Genomic DNA, 16637 nt, shown 5'->3' with positions numbered 1-16637 from the left:
ATGAGTGATTCAACATATAATCATGAAAACGAATATTCCCTTTATGAAATAAATAAAGGCGATACTCTCGAAAGCATTGCCATAAAATTAGGGATCGATTTTGATGAGCTGCGCCAATTTCACAACAAATGGAGCAAACTCGAAGACTGTCTTGCAGGCTGGCTGCCTCGCCATTTGAAACATATAAAAATCAGCAACAAAAAAGAAGAACAACAAGAAATAAGCGGGCAAAATAAACCAGTTGCGGTACGATTTATCAGCTACGATTTTATATTGCCATTCATGCCTTTTAATCTTCACCATCAATATTCGGTTTTGTATACTATCGAAAAAGGAGATACAATTCAGACTTTACAGCAAAATTATAAGTTAAGGCGGTTACAGCCAGACTCAGACCAAAATGATTATCATTTTATACAGATCGACAAAATCTCAGAATTATTAATTGATGGAAAACCTATTGAGATAAAAGCCTATAGTGTGGCCGAAAAAACTGCACAGCTATTATTTCCACTGCGCATTGTTGTAGACAAATACGGCAAATGGTATGACCTGAACAGTTATGACAAACTCAAAGAACGCTGGGAAAAACAAAAAGAAGAAATCAGGGATGCTTATGATGGAGAAGTCTATCAAAAAATAGCTGAAAATATTGAGGGTGTAATAACAGATGATAATTCCTTAATAAATCACATAACTGGCAATTGGTTTTTAAAGGCCTTTTTTAACGGAATACATATGGCATATACCCGAAATTTTGAAATTCAAAAAGAACTATATTTTCCAGTGCTTGCAGAAGAGGAAGAGATAGAATTTTTGATAACACAAAAAGTCAATCCTTATTTAAATGATTCAAACCTGATTGAAGTCACACAAAAAGGAGTATCAGAAAATGAATGTTTAGAGGAATATTATAATGCAAAATATTTACTGAATCCGAACCATTATAACATTGAAAGTTTAGAATTGGAATGCAGCCTTATAGAGCTGAATCAAAAAATTAAAGTAGAAGTAAAAAATTTAGATCAAAATAAAGTTCAGTTTCATTCAATATCACTTTTGGCATAAAGAGAAACTTTTTAAGAATTTAAAACAAAACCGTATGAGCGAGAAACATGTTGTAGTACACGGAGCGACCTGTAAATGTAAGTTTAGTGAAGACACTAAAGCAACTGATGTTTTAGAGGTAAAATCGCAAAAAAAGCATTTTGCAAATGATAAAGAAGCCGATAAAAAACTCATTGCTACAAGCAAAGAAACAGGGCAGACTTTAAAGAAAAACACTTTTGGCAACTGCAAATTACAGCCTACAGGAAGCAGTTATAAACCTTGCCAGGCCGTAATAACAAAATGGAGCGGATTTTATGAAAAAGTAACACTGAGTAATCAGGGCAAAATATTGATTGAAGACAGCAAGGCAGAATGCCCCATTGGAGGACCAGACTGTATTGAGATTACCAAACACGGACAGAAAGCTGAAGTAGGAAAACAGCAGATGCAAAAAGCTGATCGTGATGTATTGAAGCAAATAAATCCATTGCTAAACCTTAAAAGCTTAAGAGAAGAAGACTCTGATTATCTATAAATATAATAATTATGCCTGAGATAAAAATAAAAGGAAACCTCACTCCAGAAGTCGGAGTTATTGAAACATATACTGTAGAACAGGTTCATGATATGCCCCTGCCACATTCTGGTGCAGGACATCATACAGAACCAACACCTTTTGACCAGGAAATAAAATGGTTCATATATGTTTTGGACAACGGAAATTGGCGTCTTTCTAAAGGAAATGAAAAAAGAGGTACAACTGTAGATTATAACTTTACCCAAAATAGCCTTAGGTGGAAAGAAATGCGAATGATTGTTCATGCTTATGGAGAAAAAGCCATGATTGCGATTAAACCAGAAAAAGCTTCGCAGGGTAAAATTTTGCATGTCGATTTGCTCGATGACAATTTGAAGAAACCTACAAGACCTTTTGCTTATAACGACTGGATCGTTGCCCGTGTATATTGTGTAGATATGGAAAGATTTCCTTTAATGGTAACTTTATGGGAAGATGATGGAGAAAAAAACCAGCAAAATACAGCGAACATAAAAATAGATGCTAAGAAAGGAGCGGTAATTGGCGGTATAGCTGATGTAAAATTTAGACTAGACCCTGCGCATAAATGGCTGGCAAATGCCAGACTGGCAAAAGGAGACAAAAACGAAGGCGAGTTTCATGAATATTATGTAACGGCTGAAATATTCGAAAAAGTATCAAAACGAGTACCCAGCAAAAATGCCAATGTGCCTAATCCTGATTATAAACTAGAGAAACCGAAACAGCCAACTCCCGCAGAACAAAAAGGTCTTTCTAAAAAACAAGAAAAAGGAATAGCAAAATCAGACCAAAAAGTACATGATTACCATGAACAGAAAGTTGCTGTGAAAAATGAGATTTCTACAAATCCTGTTTGGGAAAAGATTAATAGTTTGATGACGGTTAATGTTGGCGGTGATAAATGGTGGGAGAAGAAAGAAGAAAAGAAACCTAAAATCTGTGAATATGAAGCCAGAGTTAAAGCATTTATGAGAATGTTACGTGTTGGTGAAGGAACAGATGGAGAATTCGGTTACACAACTGCATTTGACAACAATAAGATTACTGATTTAAGTTCCCATCCTCAAAAAAATTACGGAGGCTCAACAGCTGCTGGAGCTTATCAAATAATGAGATATACCTGGTGGTGGTTAAATGGCGAAGAATTAGATGAAAACAATCTAAAAACAGGTATTTATATTGAAAAGCATGATTATATTAAAAAATATAAAATTCCAGATTACACTCAAGAATCTCAAGATAAAGTTTGCCTCATCATTATGAAGCATAAGAGGAAAGGCTTACTTGATTTAATAATATCTAATCAAATTGAAAAAGCAATTAGAAATATTGCAAGTTTAGAATGGGCAAGTTTGCCACATATAGAAAATAATAGTAAATACAAATATAAAGGAAAACAACAACCCGCCACTCCAATGGCAGATTGCTTAAAAAATTATGAAACATTTTTAAAGGAAGAACTTTCAAATAAACAAACTTGGAATTTACACATCAAAAACGGATTCTTAAAAGAGTTTGGTTATAATTGCTGCGATAATGAAAAAGATAATAATGCTTGCTCATGCGGGAAAACACATTACAATAATGCAAAACCAGAAAATTGGGTACATCAAGAGCCTGGCGAATGCTGGGCCGCAAGTGTAAAAATACTTAAAAACTACGGTATTGAAGGTGGCAAAAGAGCTAATTGCATAGTAATTGCAAATCAAAAAGACAAAGTCTTAACCCCCATAGATGCTCAAATTGGAATCGATTATATCGATTCTCAATTAAAAATAGGTAATCCTGTTGTGGTTGGACTTGATGATAATCTAAGAGAAACAACTTATAATGTTAATAAAGCAACTGACCACTTTTTCGTCATTGTGGGTTCTGGCTGTGAGGATGACACAAGATTTTATAACTTTTTTGATGTTGGATCTAAGACTAGGGAAAAAGGCACCGATTCATCTAATAAATTAATGATAAAAGATAATTTATTAATTCAAGGAAAAAGCAACGGAGGAACTCATAATTATACAATAACTGAAATAAGAAGAAATAATTAACCCCATGAAACAATTTAAATTACTTTCAATAATTCTACTAATTATCAATATGGCTTCTTGCCAGAATGAAAAAAAACAAAAGAATCTAGAAAATAAAAAAATACCTAAGAATGAACTAAATTTAGAAGGGCATACTTTTTTTAAAGTTACAGAAACAGATTCAGGAAAAGTATTATTACAACCATGTGATGCATCAATTGAAAATTACAAATTTTACAAGGATTCCTTATATCACAATTGGGGGCAAGAATTTGATATTCTAAAAAAAATATTTATTAAACAAAATGCAAACATTTATACTCTGTATGGATTCAATTTAAACATAAATAAAAACGATGAAATTCAAATACAAAAGATAAAAGATGATAATTCTTATTTGAAAATTAACAACGAAATATTCATAGACAGTATATACAGTAAAAAAATACGCCGAATTAAAGACTGCCAAGATAACCAAGAAATTAGTGACAGCATTTCAGAAAAAAAAGATATAATTTTTAATACAATTAATCATGTAAAAGGTTTACAATTTTCGCTTGATTGTAATTCTAAAAATTATGTTTATTTTTTTGTTGGTGGACAATTTGTTACTTCCAAATTATCCATGAATACTAAATTAGAAAAAATAAATGATACCGAGTTTAACATTTATTTTTCTAAACCTTTAATGAATCCTATCAATAAAGGTTTTAATGATGCTGAGTATCTTTCAGAAATTATCCCAATTGCAAAAGCAAATCATTTAAATAGCAAACTAAAACTTATTTGGTATGGGTTTTATAATACTAAAACAAAAAAGAGAGTGCATTTAGAAAATCCATTTACAAATAGAGTTGAAACAGAATCAATAACATTGATAAAATGCAATAATTAAAATGGTTTAAAGATTTACTTTCCCCTGCTGGCGCGAGCGTCTCGCTCGTGAACATAAAGAAGAGCAAATGCTTTTAAAACAGATGAGATTGCACAAGAAAAATACAGAGAATCATTAAAAGGTATAATACCTCGAATAATAAGAACATTTAAATAAAAATAAATATGATAAAAAAAGGAATGTTATTAGTACTACTTCTTGTCAATTTATCCTGTAAAAAAGCAGATGATCCTGATTTTAAAAAAATAATAAGAGAGGGAATTATTTCTAAAGAGAATGTTGGTTCAAGTAGATCAAATGTCAAAAAAACTAAAAATACTGAATTAAATTGCTCTCAAATCATTATTAATTTAATCAAAAGTTCGAATATTAAAAATCCGTTTAGAGATAATCTAAAAATAGAAATTGAAGATAAAAATAGTGTTAATATGAAATTACGCCTATTTGATGCTAATGATAAATCACAAAATACTATTGGATGGATAATTTTTGATGCTGAAAACATGAGACTTTTAGACATAACAGATGATATTGAAAGACCTCTAAAGTTAACTTTTGATCATAAACTTTGGAATAAAATAATTGAATGTTCATTTGATAATGATCGTAGTTATTATTTCGATGAAAATGATAAAGAAGAAAAAATAAATTGCAAAACCATTATCGTTGAGATGGGAAAAGGTGAAGAGTGTATTTTAAAAAACACTACGATTGAAAATGTTTATATGCATATTATTGAAAATGAAGAGGTCGATTGTAGTAAGTATCTTCTAAATTCAATACCCAAAAACAATAAAATTATTGAGATCAATAAAAATGGATTAATGAATATTGATTATAAGATTATAAATGACAAAATTGAAATATCATTTAATTATGATGGAGGAGTTACTGAGATAATTATTGAAAAAAAAGCGAATAATGTTCTAAGAAGTATTGTTTATTATGCTGATTAACTGAAATGGTTTAATTCCTGCAGAACAAGAAACGCCTTCTAAAAAACAAGAAAAAGGAATAGCAAAATCAGACCAAAAAGTTCATGATTACCATGAACAGAAAGTTGCTGTGAAAAATGAGATTTCTACAAATCCCGTTTGGGAAAAGATTAATAGTTTGATGACAGTTAATGTTGGAGGCGATAAATGGTGGGAGAAAAAAGAAACTTGCGTTTGTAAAGATCATAATTTGGTTTGGGGAAATAAAATTGGATGTAATGAAAGAAAAAAAGTAATTGAAGTTTCAAAAGCTTTGGGAGTTAATCCAAATTGGTTAATGACTGTTATAGCTTTAGAAACAGCCAAAACTTTTAGTCCATCAATAGATAATGGAATTGGATATGTTGGATTAGTTCAATTTGGTAAAAGTGCTGCACACGATATTAAAACTACTCAAGAAAAACTAGTGAAAATGACATTTATTGAGCAAATGGATTATGTACAAAATTTTTTAATTGGTAAAAAAGATAAATATAAAACTTTAGTTGATCTATATCTAGCAGTACTATATCCTGATGCTTGTGGTCATGGAGGAGAAAAAGATTATATAGTATTAAAAGATAAAGCATATAGAAATAATCCTTTGTTTTTTCAAGAAGAAGATGAAGTAACTAGAAATAAGAAAGGAAAAATCATTAGTAGACATCCAAAGGTCAATGGTCACACTTTTGTTTGGGAAGTGGACTTAGCGATACAATCCGTATTTACACAAGGATTGCCTAACAAAATAAAAACTTTTACATGCGAATTTAGTGCTGAGAATAAAACCCCTTCAAAATGCAAATGTACTAAAACACATATCGATTTAAGACCTACTGTTAAATGGCATTCTCAGTTCGATTCGCAATGGGGTGATAAAAAGGCTCAAAACATAGCTTGTTGGAAAGCTTCACAACAAATACTTACTAATTCTGGATTAGGTTCAACAGCTGGATATTCAGTTGGAGCAATTCAAATGGCAAAGGAAGTAGACAATCACACTAAGATTGAATATTTATCTGTCGGTTTAAAAGAAGGTATCAATTACATAGATGAACAATTAGAAAAAAGCAACCCTATTTTGGTTGGTGTAAATCATGATTTAAATTATCATGGTGAAAAAAATAATGATAATACTACTGATCATTTCGTAGTAATTGTTGGAAGAGATTGTGATGATACTGGTGCCTTTTATATCTTTTATGAAGTTGGAACGCAATATAAAAAATCAGGGGCTAGTGATGATAATAAATTATATATTTTAAATAATAGAATTGAAGGTAAAACTGCATATAGTTCATCAAAATTATATCAAGTAGCTCAAGTTAGAAGAAATAATTAGTAAAAACCAATGAAAGAAACATTCAAAATAGTAAAAATTTTTCTTTTCTTATTATTAACTATTTCATGCAAAAATGAAATTAAAAAAAATGGAGTATCAATTATAAAAGAACAGAATTCAGAAAAGGAATCACAAAATATTAACAATTCATTAAGTATTCCTTTTTTGAATAAAAACTTATTAGAAATAGTAAAAATAGGCAATGAATTTAAATTAAGTTGTTCAGAAAAATCTAACAAGGTAAATTTAAAATCTAACTCTTTATTTATTGAAATTGTTGAACCTACTAAATATGATGTTGAAAAAATAGAAGAGTCTAACGACCGCTTTAAAATTTATTTAAAAGGTCAACTATTTTATTACGATGTAATTTTAATTGATAGGAATTTAGGGATTTATTATTGGAAAAATTTATTAAAAAAAGATAAAAAAATTGATAGCAACTTTTCTTTTTACACGATAGAAGAAGTAAAACTGAAAACAGCAAATCTAGAAAAAGAAAATTGTGATGAGAATAATGAAATATCAAATTGGATAGGAGAATATTATCTTGAACTTTCATCAACTCATGGTGATAATAAAGAAACAATTGACAAATATAGAATTGTATTTAAAGATTTAAAAAACATAGAATTTAGTTCAAATAATCATAAATACATTATTTCAGGAGAGTTTTTCGATGAAAAGACAATTCAAGGTGATATTTCAAAAAATGATAAAAATGAAAAGAGTGCTATAACAAGTATTTCTCCTTTTTTATCATTAATAAAAGATGGCGATAATTATTATGTTACATGCCCTTTAATAACACAGGGGGCGGGTTTTAGTAGTACTCCCTATGAAATAAAAAAAGTAAAATAAAAAATTAGAATTGAAGAAGAAGAAGAAGAAGAAGAAGAAGAGCCAAGATATCACGTATTTGCAACCCGCTCGCGCGGATATGTCAGCGCATCGATACCGCGGATTTGCAATCCGTGCCTGCAAAGGGAGGGGACAGATAAATTTTGGAGATAGTTGTTCATTCAATTGTTTTGAAGGAAATGTAAATTGACAATTGGAATGGGCACGGATTGCAAATCAGTGCTATCTGGTTTATAAGCCAACTTTATTGATGATCCCATATTTTAGGACTTATTCCAGAGAGACAAACAATCTTCTGAACTTTTTATTCACTCTATTTTCTAAATTCTTTCATCTTTCCTCTTTCTTCTTAAATCTTACAAAACACAAAAAAACCTCCCGGAATTTCACTTCCGGGAGGCCTCTACTAATAACTAATTAAAATTGTATTCTACTTCCAACCCCCGCCTAAGTCCCTGTAAACATGAACTGCGGCATTGAGTTGTTCTTTTTTAGTATCGATCAATTCTAATTTCGATTCTAATGCGTCACGCTGCGTCATCAAAACTTCAAAATAATCAACTCTGGCCGATTTAAATAAATCATTAGAGATATCAATTGAAGTATTTAATGCACCAACTTGTTGTGATTTTAAATCATAACTTTTTTGCAGGTTATCAATTTTAGAAAGCTGATTAGATACTTCTAAATAAGCGTTTAAAACAGTTTTATCATAATTATATAAAGCCTGAAGCTGTCTTGCATTTGCGCTCGAAAACTCCGCTTTAATAGCATTTCTGTTGATTAATGGCGCGGCCAAATCTCCGGCTAATGAATACAAAATCGATTCAGGGAATGTAAACAAATAAGAAGGTTTAAACGCCTGAACTCCAAAAGCTGCAGAAATATCAAGTGACGGATAAAACTCCGCACGAGCTACTTTTACATCTAATTTAGCAGCTACCAATTCTAATTCTGCCTGTTTCACATCCGGGCGATTCATCAACAATTGAGATGGAATTCCAGAACTTACAGAAGCTGGCAATAATGCTAGGAAATTGCTGTTTGTTCTTTTAATTTCCTGCGGATAACGGCCTAAAAGGAAATTAATTTTATTCTCATTTTCTTTGATTTGCTGTAAAATATCGAACTCCAGACTTTTTGAAGTTAAAACCTCAGCTTCAAATTTCTTCACTCCAAGTTCAGTTGCTCTCGCCGCTTGCTTTTGAATTTTTACAATTTCCAAAGCGTTTGACTGCAAAGTAATGGTCTGTTTTACAATATCCAACTGACTGTCTAAAGCCAGTAATTCATAATAAGAATCGGCTATTTCAGCAATAAGATTTGTAACCACAAAGTTTTTTCCTTCCACTGTAGCCAAATATCTGTTTACGGCCGCTTTTTTAGAGTTACGCAGTTTTTTCCAGATATCTACTTCCCAGTTTGCATAAGCCGCAATGGTAAAATCACCAAGCGGATCAGGTGTTTCAACGCCCGGTTTAATCTCAGTAGTGGCATCACCAGCCCCTTGACTGGTGTACCTTCCTACTTTTTCTACTCCCGCTCCGGCACGAATCCCAACAGATGGCAGTAAAAGTCCTTTACGAACTCTCACATCATTCTTTGCGATTTCGATTTCCTGCAGCGTCATGTTTAACTCCTGATTATTTTTCAGGGCCACATCAATCAAATCGACAAGGTTTTGATCCTTAAAGAAATCATTCCATTTTACCGTTGATGTATTCGTTGTATCCTGAGCTTTTGCAGCACCAAATGATTCAGGAACTGGTGCACTGGTTGTTGCGGTTTCTGCAGCCGGAGCTTTACAGCCCACTACAGCAAGACATAAACCTAATGCAGCACTATATTGATATAATTTGAATTTAGACATGATTGTTATCAATTTCTTCAGTTAATGGATTTTCTTCTTCATTTTTGATCAGTTTGTGTTTCTCTGCAATTCTTCCAAAAATGTAATACAATCCAGGAATTACAAATACACCACAAATGGTTCCGATAAGCATACCTCCAGCGGCTGCAGTACCAATTGTTCTGTTACCAATTCGACCAGGTCCGGTAGCAAAAGCCAAAGGCAATAATCCCGCAATAAAAGCAAATGAAGTCATCAAAATAGGACGGAACCTTGCTTTTGCACCTTCCATAGCAGCTTCAAGAACAGATTTTCCTGCAGCATGCCTTTGAATCGCAAACTCCACAATCAATACGGCATTTTTACCCAGTAAACCAATAAGCATTACCATCGCCACCTGAGCATAAATGTTGTTCTCTAATCCTGTTATTTTTAATAAAAGGAATGCTCCAAAAATACCCGCAGGTAAAGAAAGAATTACTGATAATGGCAGAATAAAGCTCTCATATTGAGCTGCTAATACCAAATACACAAATCCTAAACAAATTAAGAATACCCAAATCGCCTGATTCCCTTGTGCCACCTCATCTGCAGAAATACCTGCCCAGTCAATATCATATCCACGAGGTAATTTTTTCTCGGCAACTTCCTGAATTACTTTAATAGCCGTACCTGAACTATAACCCGGTGCCGGACCACCACTAATTTCAGTAGAAGTATACATATTGTGTCTTGTAATTTCTGAAAGACCGTACACTTTTTCCAGTTTCATAAAAGCAGAAAACGGTACCATTTCATCACGATCATTTTTCACATACAGCTTCAAAATATCATCGGGCTGCGCGCGGTATTCCGGAGCTGCCTGAACGATTACTTTATAGTTAATTCCGTATTTGATAAAACTGATTTCGTAGTTACTACCCACAAGCGTTGACAAAGTGTTCATCGCATTTTCGATAGAAACCCCTTTTTGTTGTGCCAAATCATTATCGACTTTCATCATGTACTGAGGGAAACTCGCACTAAAAAAACTAAAGACATTCGACAATTCCGGACGCTTATTTAATTCTTCAACAAAATCTTTATTGACAGCTTCTAATTTTTTGAAATCACTAGAACCTGTTTTATCCAGTAAACGAAGTTCAAATCCTCCCGCAGCTCCATATCCTGGTACGGCTGGTGGTTGGAAAAATTCGATATTTGCACCGGGAATATCTTTCGACTTTTCTTCCAGTTCCGTCATAATCTCCTGCACCGATTGTTTACGATCGTTCCAGTCCTTTAAGTTGATCAAACATGTACCTGCATTCGATCCTGTACCCTCAGTCAAAATTTCATAACCTGCCAATGAAGAAACCGATTTTACTCCATCTACAGTTTCGGCAATTTTTTGCAATTGCTCGGCAATATTATTTGTTCTTTCTAATGATGAACCCGGAGGCGTTTGAATAATCGCATAAAACATACCCTGATCCTCATTCGGAATAAATCCGGAAGGAACTGTACTACTAATCAACCATGTTCCGGCACAAAAACCAAGAAGTGCGATAATTGTAACTGCTCTTCTGTTTACAATTGTCGCTAATACATTTTGATATTTACCCTGAGCCAGGTTAAACTTGTTATTAAAACCATCTATAAATCTATTTACAGGAGTTTTCTTTTTAGGTGTACTGTGGTTGTTTTTTAACATCATCGCACAAAGTGCAGGCGTCAAAGTCAATGCAACAATACCTGAAAGTATAATCGCTGTTGCCATTGTAATCGAGAACTGTCTGTAGAAAACCCCAACCGGACCAGACATAAACGCAACCGGAATAAATACCGCAGCCATCAGGAACGTAATCGCCACAATAGCTCCTGCAATTTCGTGCATCGCTTTTTTAGTTGCTTTTAATGGAGAAAGATGTTCTTCTTCCATCTTGGCGTGGACGGCTTCAATAACCACAATCGCATCATCGACGACGACCCCAATTGCCAATACTAAGGCAAACAACGTAATTAAGTTCAATGAAATATCAAAGAATGTCATGAAGACAAAAGTTCCAACCAACGAAACCGGTACCGCAATCGCCGGAATAACCGTAGAACGCCAGTCTCCTAAGAAAAGGAATACAACCAAACCAACCAAAATAAACGCTTCAATCAAAGTGTGAATTACTTTCTCAATAGAAGCATCAAGGAACTTAGAAACGTCATAAGAGATTTCATAATCCATTCCTTTTGGGAATTTTTGCTTGATTTTTTCTAGTTTCGCTTTTACGTCTTCAATAACCTGATTGGCATTACTACCAAAAGATTGTTTTAATACAATAGCTGCAGATGGTCGCCCATTCAAGTTTGAATAAATATCATACATCGAACTTCCAAACTCCACTTTGGCAATATCTTTCAAACGTAAAAGCTCTCCGTTACTGCTTGATCTTACAACAATATTCTCGTATTGTTCTTTGGTTGTAAAACGCCCTGAATATTTTAATACATACTCAAATGCCTGAGAACGTTTACCAGAACTTTCTCCTGTTTTACCAGGTGAAGCCTCTAAACTCTGGCTGGATAATGCTTCCATTACTTCATCAGCAGATATTTTATAAGCCAGCATACGATCTGGTTTTAACCAAATACGCATTGCATATTCACGTGTTCCTAAAATATCTCCGGATCCAACACCATTTACCCTTTTCAATTCTGACAGTACATTGATATCTGCATAATTGTATAAGAACTTCATATCGGTATTTTTATCCGTGCTGTAAAGATTCACATACATCAACATACTCGGAACTTCACGCGTAATCTTCACTCCCTCTCTTACCACTAATGGAGGTAATTTATTTGTCACCGAAGCAACACGATTCTGAACATTAATTGCAGCCTGATTCGGATCTGTGCCTAAGTTAAATACAACCTGAATACTTGCTTCACCATCATTTCCCGCATCAGAAGTCATATATTTCATTCCAGGAACCCCATTTAAGGCTCTCTCTAACGGAATAACAACTGATTTGATCATCAATTCACCATTTGATCCAGGGTAATCCGCCGTAACGTTTACCATAGGAGGAGAAATCGAAGGAAACTGCGTAATTGGTAAATTCAGTACCGACAATACTCCTAAAAAGACAATTATAAGCGATATCACTATCGACAATACAGGTCTTTGTATAAATTTATTAAACATTTATTTATTTTTTTTAATGATTAAACCATGCAAAAAGTTTTCCTAGTTTCAGGTTTCAAGTTTCGCATTGAACCTGAAACTTGAAACCTGAAACCTGAAACAAAACTTTTATTCCGCTTTTACTCTCAAATGATTAATTACTGTTTGAGGAGCTTGGAATTCATATTTAATTTTGTCATTCTCTTTTACTTTCTGAACTCCTTCAAGTAAGATTTTATCGTTTTCAGTAAGTCCTGTTTTTATCACGTATAAATCTGGAATTTCACCTGTAATAGTGATTTCTTTAGAACTCACTTTATTGTTTTTATCTACAACAAAAACATATTTTTTATCCTGAATTTCATACGTTGCTTTTTGCGGAATCACAATAGCATTCTTCAACGGAACAAGCATTTGAATTTTTCCGGTTTCTCCATTTCTAAGCAATTTTTCTGAGTTAGGGAACCTTGCTCTAAAAGCGATATTTCCTGTTTCATTGTCAAATTCACTTTCGATAACTTCAACATTTCCTTTGTATTTAAAAGATTCTCCGTTAGCTAAAAGCAAATTAACTTTATTCTCTGCACGATCCTTTACATCAGTCTGATACTGAAGATATTCTGGCTCAGAAACATTAAAATAAGCAAACATCTGGCTATTGTCTGAAAGGCTTGTCAACAATTCTCCTTCATCAATAAGACTTCCTAATTTTAATGGAATACGGTCGATTGTTCCGTCAAACGGAGCTCTGATTTCAGTAAATGACAAGTGAAGTTTTGCCAATGCAACCTCAGCTTTTGCTGATTGTAGTTTTGATTGCGCGACAAATTGTTCGTTTTTAGAAACGATGTTTTTATCTGCCAGCATTTTAGCATTTTGCAATTCAATTTCAGCCGATTTTTGTTCTGCCTGAGCTTTTAATAATTCTGCCTGATACATGTTTGGCATAATTCTAAACAACAACTGGCCTTTTTTTACAAACTGGCCTTCATCAACATAAATATTTTGTAAAAACCCTTTTTCCTGGGCACGGATTTCGATATTTCGCACAGACTTAATCTGCGAAACATACTCTTTGGTAAATGAAGTGTCAATTTTTACAGGGTTTGTCACTGTAAATTTTTCAACTTCTTCTTTTTCTTCTTTTTTTGATGTACAACTGGTTAGGCACAACAAGGCAAGCATGCCCGTTAACACGATAATTCTTTTCATGATTTTAATGGAAATTTAAGCGATTGAATGCTTGGAATGCAAAGATTCCTTGGAATGGAAAATGCATCAGCAACCAATAGTCGGATCTTAAAATTTCATATAAGAAGAAGTACTAAAAATATACATCAAAAGATATGCACGATCACAACTGAGGTGACTGATGTATATTGTATATCAGATTCTTAATACTCGTTGAGTAATATAAATAGGATTTGACTGGCCACAAGATGAGCCGAAAATTTCAAAGCGATTAAATAAATGCGCAACTTCCTGACGAGAGATTGTCAGATACATACTATCTACTAAGCTGTAAGTTGTTGCGAAAAACTTATTTGTAAGTCCATCTTTAAGACTATCATTACCAAGACCTTCTTCATCAAGATCAACATCGGCATCTTCTATGATAGAACTGCCCTGATCCTGACTGGTAAATTTCACATGATGTCTTCTCTGAAGATTGTGTTGAGATTGTTGGTGAGTTTCAGCATTAAGATATTGCCCTCCGCCTAGCAGAAGGAAATTCATGAATACTAAAAACACTATTAACTTTCTCATTTGGGTGCGAAAGTAAGCAAAGTATTTATACAAAAAAAGAAAATTTAATAAGCTTTAACATTAAAAAAACACGAAAACGTTTTCATGATTTTATTACGTATCAATAATATCAAAATCATAATAATTTCTGCTAAATTATCATAAAAAACAGAGGTTATAAATATTATTGCCCTACTATTCGTGGGAAATTCGATGAAAAAAATCAAAATCGCAACAATTGATTGACTGAATACTAAATGTGCAAAACAGACAACATTACAGTAATAAAATTTCCATTATTGAAAATTCCCGTCCCTCTTTCACAAAGTTTTGATGGGTATCCCTCATTCCGAATTTTTCATAAAAAGATCTTTTATCAGATCTGGCATTGCACCAGACTTTTCTCAAATCATTATCTTTTGCCAATTGAAAAATATACTGCAATAATAAAGATGCAATTCCCTTGCCCTGATATTCTTGTAAAGTAGCCAATTTTCTGAATTGCATTTCGTCATCAATAATAAAGCAGGAAACGATTGAGACTAGTTTTTCTTTATCAAAAACGCCAAAATGTAATCCTGAATTATCTTCTTCCAATTTTACAAACTCAAAAGGGTGGTCCGGCCACATTACTTTGTGTCTAATTTCCCATGTTTCTGAGGCCTCAATACTTTTTATTTTCATTTTTATTATCAACAGGCATTACAAAAAACAAATTTACGTATTTCTTTAATTGTAGTTTCCTTCTGCCAATAAATCACATTTTATTCAAAATCAAATAAATACATTAAAATAAATTTAAAATTATGATACAATTCTGATTAATAATAATTATTTTTATACTGTATAAAACAAATCAATTCCATTATGAAAAAGTTCATTTTAGCAACATTGTTATGTATAAGTGTAAACGGTTTTGCACAATTTATACAATTTGGGCCACAATTTTCTTCGAATATAACTTCGGTAATTAGCGATGATTTCAGCTCGAAAAACTCTGGCACCGATGTAGGTTTTGCCGCTTTTGTAAGAATGAATTTGACACTTTTTTATGCTCAGGGTGAATTTGGTTATGCAACATCAAAATTTAGTGTATCGCAAACCGGAATTGGAGAGACAGAATATTCTTTAGGAGGAACAGATCTTACTTTGATTGGAGGTATTAAAATTATTCCGTTAGGAAAACTCGGGAATGTCCGCATTTTTGCCGGGTATAACTGGAAAAACTATTCTGATATAGAATCGAATAACAACCTAAATTATATCCCTATCGAAAACAACAACAGTAGTATTCTCGGTGGCGTTGGAGTTGATTTGTGGAGATTTACTGTAGATTACAGATATCTGGCCGGTCTTACCGATATTGATGCCTCTGGCCGAAGTTTAAAAACCGGAATTTCTAATTTTTCAATAGGATTTAAATTTTTGTAAAAAGCTTTCTGATAAAAGCATAAAAAAAGGGAATCGAAATGATTCCCTTTTTTACTAATTAACTTTACTGTAATATCTTTCAAGATTATCATTCGTGATTTTCTCAGTACCATTTTCAGTTTGTTTTGCAATATTAATTACATGTAAAATACTAGCGTCGTCATTTAGCAAACAACTCCATATATTTCCATCAGATAAAATAATCGCAGAAAATAAAGCATCTGATTCATCTTTATTGTAAAATTTCAAATCCTCTGACTTGATTATTTTTTTTACTTTGTTTTTTGTATCTAATTCATAAAATATAATCTTGTCCTGACTGATTTCAACCAATTCTTCGATGCCGTTTTCATTTGGTTTAAGATTGGCATTTACAGACCATATAGGTTTATCGCCAGTCATTTTCCATGTTCCGACAACTTTCTCCATAGCATTTTTCCTCAACATGAATTTCAGGGATTCTACTTTTTTGCCGGCATCTTTTCCTATTTCATTTTCAGGTTTAATTTTAGAAGCGATCGAAAATAAATCGAGTGCTTTTACAAAATCTGCTTTTTTATAATGAGACATTGCCAAATCATATCGGCTTTTTTGAAATACTACTTTACAATCATTCTGGGCAACTATAGTACAGGAAAAAAGTAGAACTAAAAAAATAAGAGGTTTATTCATTTGTGGTATTTTAATTTTCAGCAAACATAACCGCAAAACTTGCAATTACATTACGGCTTTCCTCATTTTTT

Annotated in this window: 14 protein-coding genes; 8 read left to right on the top strand and 6 right to left on the bottom strand. The window is 32.9% G+C overall.

Going from position 1 to position 16637, the window contains the following annotated elements:
- From J2X17_RS10335 to J2X17_RS10305, 7 genes are all read left to right on the top strand, one after another.
- Positions 1-1068, top strand: coding sequence for a LysM peptidoglycan-binding domain-containing protein (locus J2X17_RS10335; RefSeq protein ID WP_310297310.1), 1068 nt, complete (start codon positions 1-3; stop codon positions 1066-1068).
- 34 nt (positions 1069-1102) lie between these two features.
- A complete protein-coding gene (locus J2X17_RS10330; protein ID WP_310297307.1) occupies positions 1103-1585 on the top strand; it encodes a DUF4280 domain-containing protein in 483 nt (160 codons plus the stop codon).
- 11 nt (positions 1586-1596) lie between these two features.
- Positions 1597-3657 (top strand): glycoside hydrolase family 24 protein, encoded by a 2061-nt coding sequence (locus tag J2X17_RS10325; RefSeq protein ID WP_310297304.1) that lies wholly within the window; start codon positions 1597-1599, stop codon positions 3655-3657.
- A 4-nt stretch (positions 3658-3661) separates the two neighbouring features.
- Entirely contained in the window at positions 3662-4531 is an 870-nt protein-coding gene (locus tag J2X17_RS10320) for a hypothetical protein (protein ID WP_310297301.1), read from the top strand.
- Positions 4532-4695: 164 nt separating this feature from the next.
- Positions 4696-5487, top strand: coding sequence for a hypothetical protein (locus J2X17_RS10315; RefSeq protein ID WP_310297298.1), 792 nt, complete (start codon positions 4696-4698; stop codon positions 5485-5487).
- A 109-nt stretch (positions 5488-5596) separates the two neighbouring features.
- Positions 5597-6847 (top strand): hypothetical protein, encoded by a 1251-nt coding sequence (locus J2X17_RS10310; protein WP_310297296.1) that lies wholly within the window; start codon positions 5597-5599, stop codon positions 6845-6847.
- A 9-nt stretch (positions 6848-6856) separates the two neighbouring features.
- Positions 6857-7708: a hypothetical protein gene (locus tag J2X17_RS10305; protein WP_310297294.1), complete on the top strand. Its 852-nt coding sequence runs from the start codon at positions 6857-6859 to the stop codon at positions 7706-7708.
- Positions 7709-8138: 430 nt separating this feature from the next.
- On the opposite strand, the gene J2X17_RS10300 is transcribed toward J2X17_RS10305, so the two are convergent.
- From J2X17_RS10300 to J2X17_RS10280, 5 genes are all read right to left on the bottom strand, one after another.
- The gene (locus tag J2X17_RS10300) at positions 8139-9578 is read right to left on the bottom strand and encodes a TolC family protein (RefSeq protein WP_310297292.1); all 1440 of its coding nucleotides are present in this window, start codon (positions 9576-9578) and stop codon (positions 8139-8141) included.
- Positions 9571-12738 carry an efflux RND transporter permease subunit gene (locus J2X17_RS10295; RefSeq protein WP_310297289.1) on the bottom strand — a complete coding sequence of 1056 codons (3168 nt, stop codon included), beginning with the start codon at positions 12736-12738 and terminating at the stop codon, positions 9571-9573. The genes J2X17_RS10300 and J2X17_RS10295 overlap by 8 nt, the downstream gene beginning before the upstream one ends.
- 108 nt (positions 12739-12846) lie before the next feature.
- Positions 12847-13929 (bottom strand): efflux RND transporter periplasmic adaptor subunit, encoded by a 1083-nt coding sequence (locus J2X17_RS10290; RefSeq protein ID WP_310297285.1) that lies wholly within the window; start codon positions 13927-13929, stop codon positions 12847-12849.
- A 174-nt stretch (positions 13930-14103) separates the two neighbouring features.
- Positions 14104-14484, bottom strand: a complete 381-nt coding sequence (locus J2X17_RS10285; RefSeq protein WP_310297282.1) for a hypothetical protein — start codon at positions 14482-14484, stop codon at positions 14104-14106.
- A 255-nt stretch (positions 14485-14739) separates the two neighbouring features.
- Positions 14740-15147: a GNAT family N-acetyltransferase gene (locus tag J2X17_RS10280; protein WP_310297278.1), complete on the bottom strand. Its 408-nt coding sequence runs from the start codon at positions 15145-15147 to the stop codon at positions 14740-14742.
- Positions 15148-15330: 183 nt separating this feature from the next.
- Here J2X17_RS10280 and J2X17_RS10275 point away from each other — a divergent pair, with 183 nt between their 5' ends.
- The gene (locus tag J2X17_RS10275) at positions 15331-15894 is read left to right on the top strand and encodes a hypothetical protein (protein ID WP_310297276.1); all 564 of its coding nucleotides are present in this window, start codon (positions 15331-15333) and stop codon (positions 15892-15894) included.
- Between the two features lie 54 nt (positions 15895-15948).
- Here the strand turns inward: J2X17_RS10275 and J2X17_RS10270 are convergent, their stop codons facing one another.
- Positions 15949-16566, bottom strand: coding sequence for a hypothetical protein (locus J2X17_RS10270; protein ID WP_310297275.1), 618 nt, complete (start codon positions 16564-16566; stop codon positions 15949-15951).
- Positions 16567-16637 lie beyond the last annotated feature (71 nt).

Source organism: Flavobacterium aquidurense (assembly GCF_031458035.1).
Lineage (GTDB): Bacteria > Bacteroidota > Bacteroidia > Flavobacteriales > Flavobacteriaceae > Flavobacterium > Flavobacterium aquidurense_C.
The sequence above is the reverse complement of the archived record's forward strand: the minus strand, read 5'-3'. Positions and strand labels throughout refer to the sequence as shown.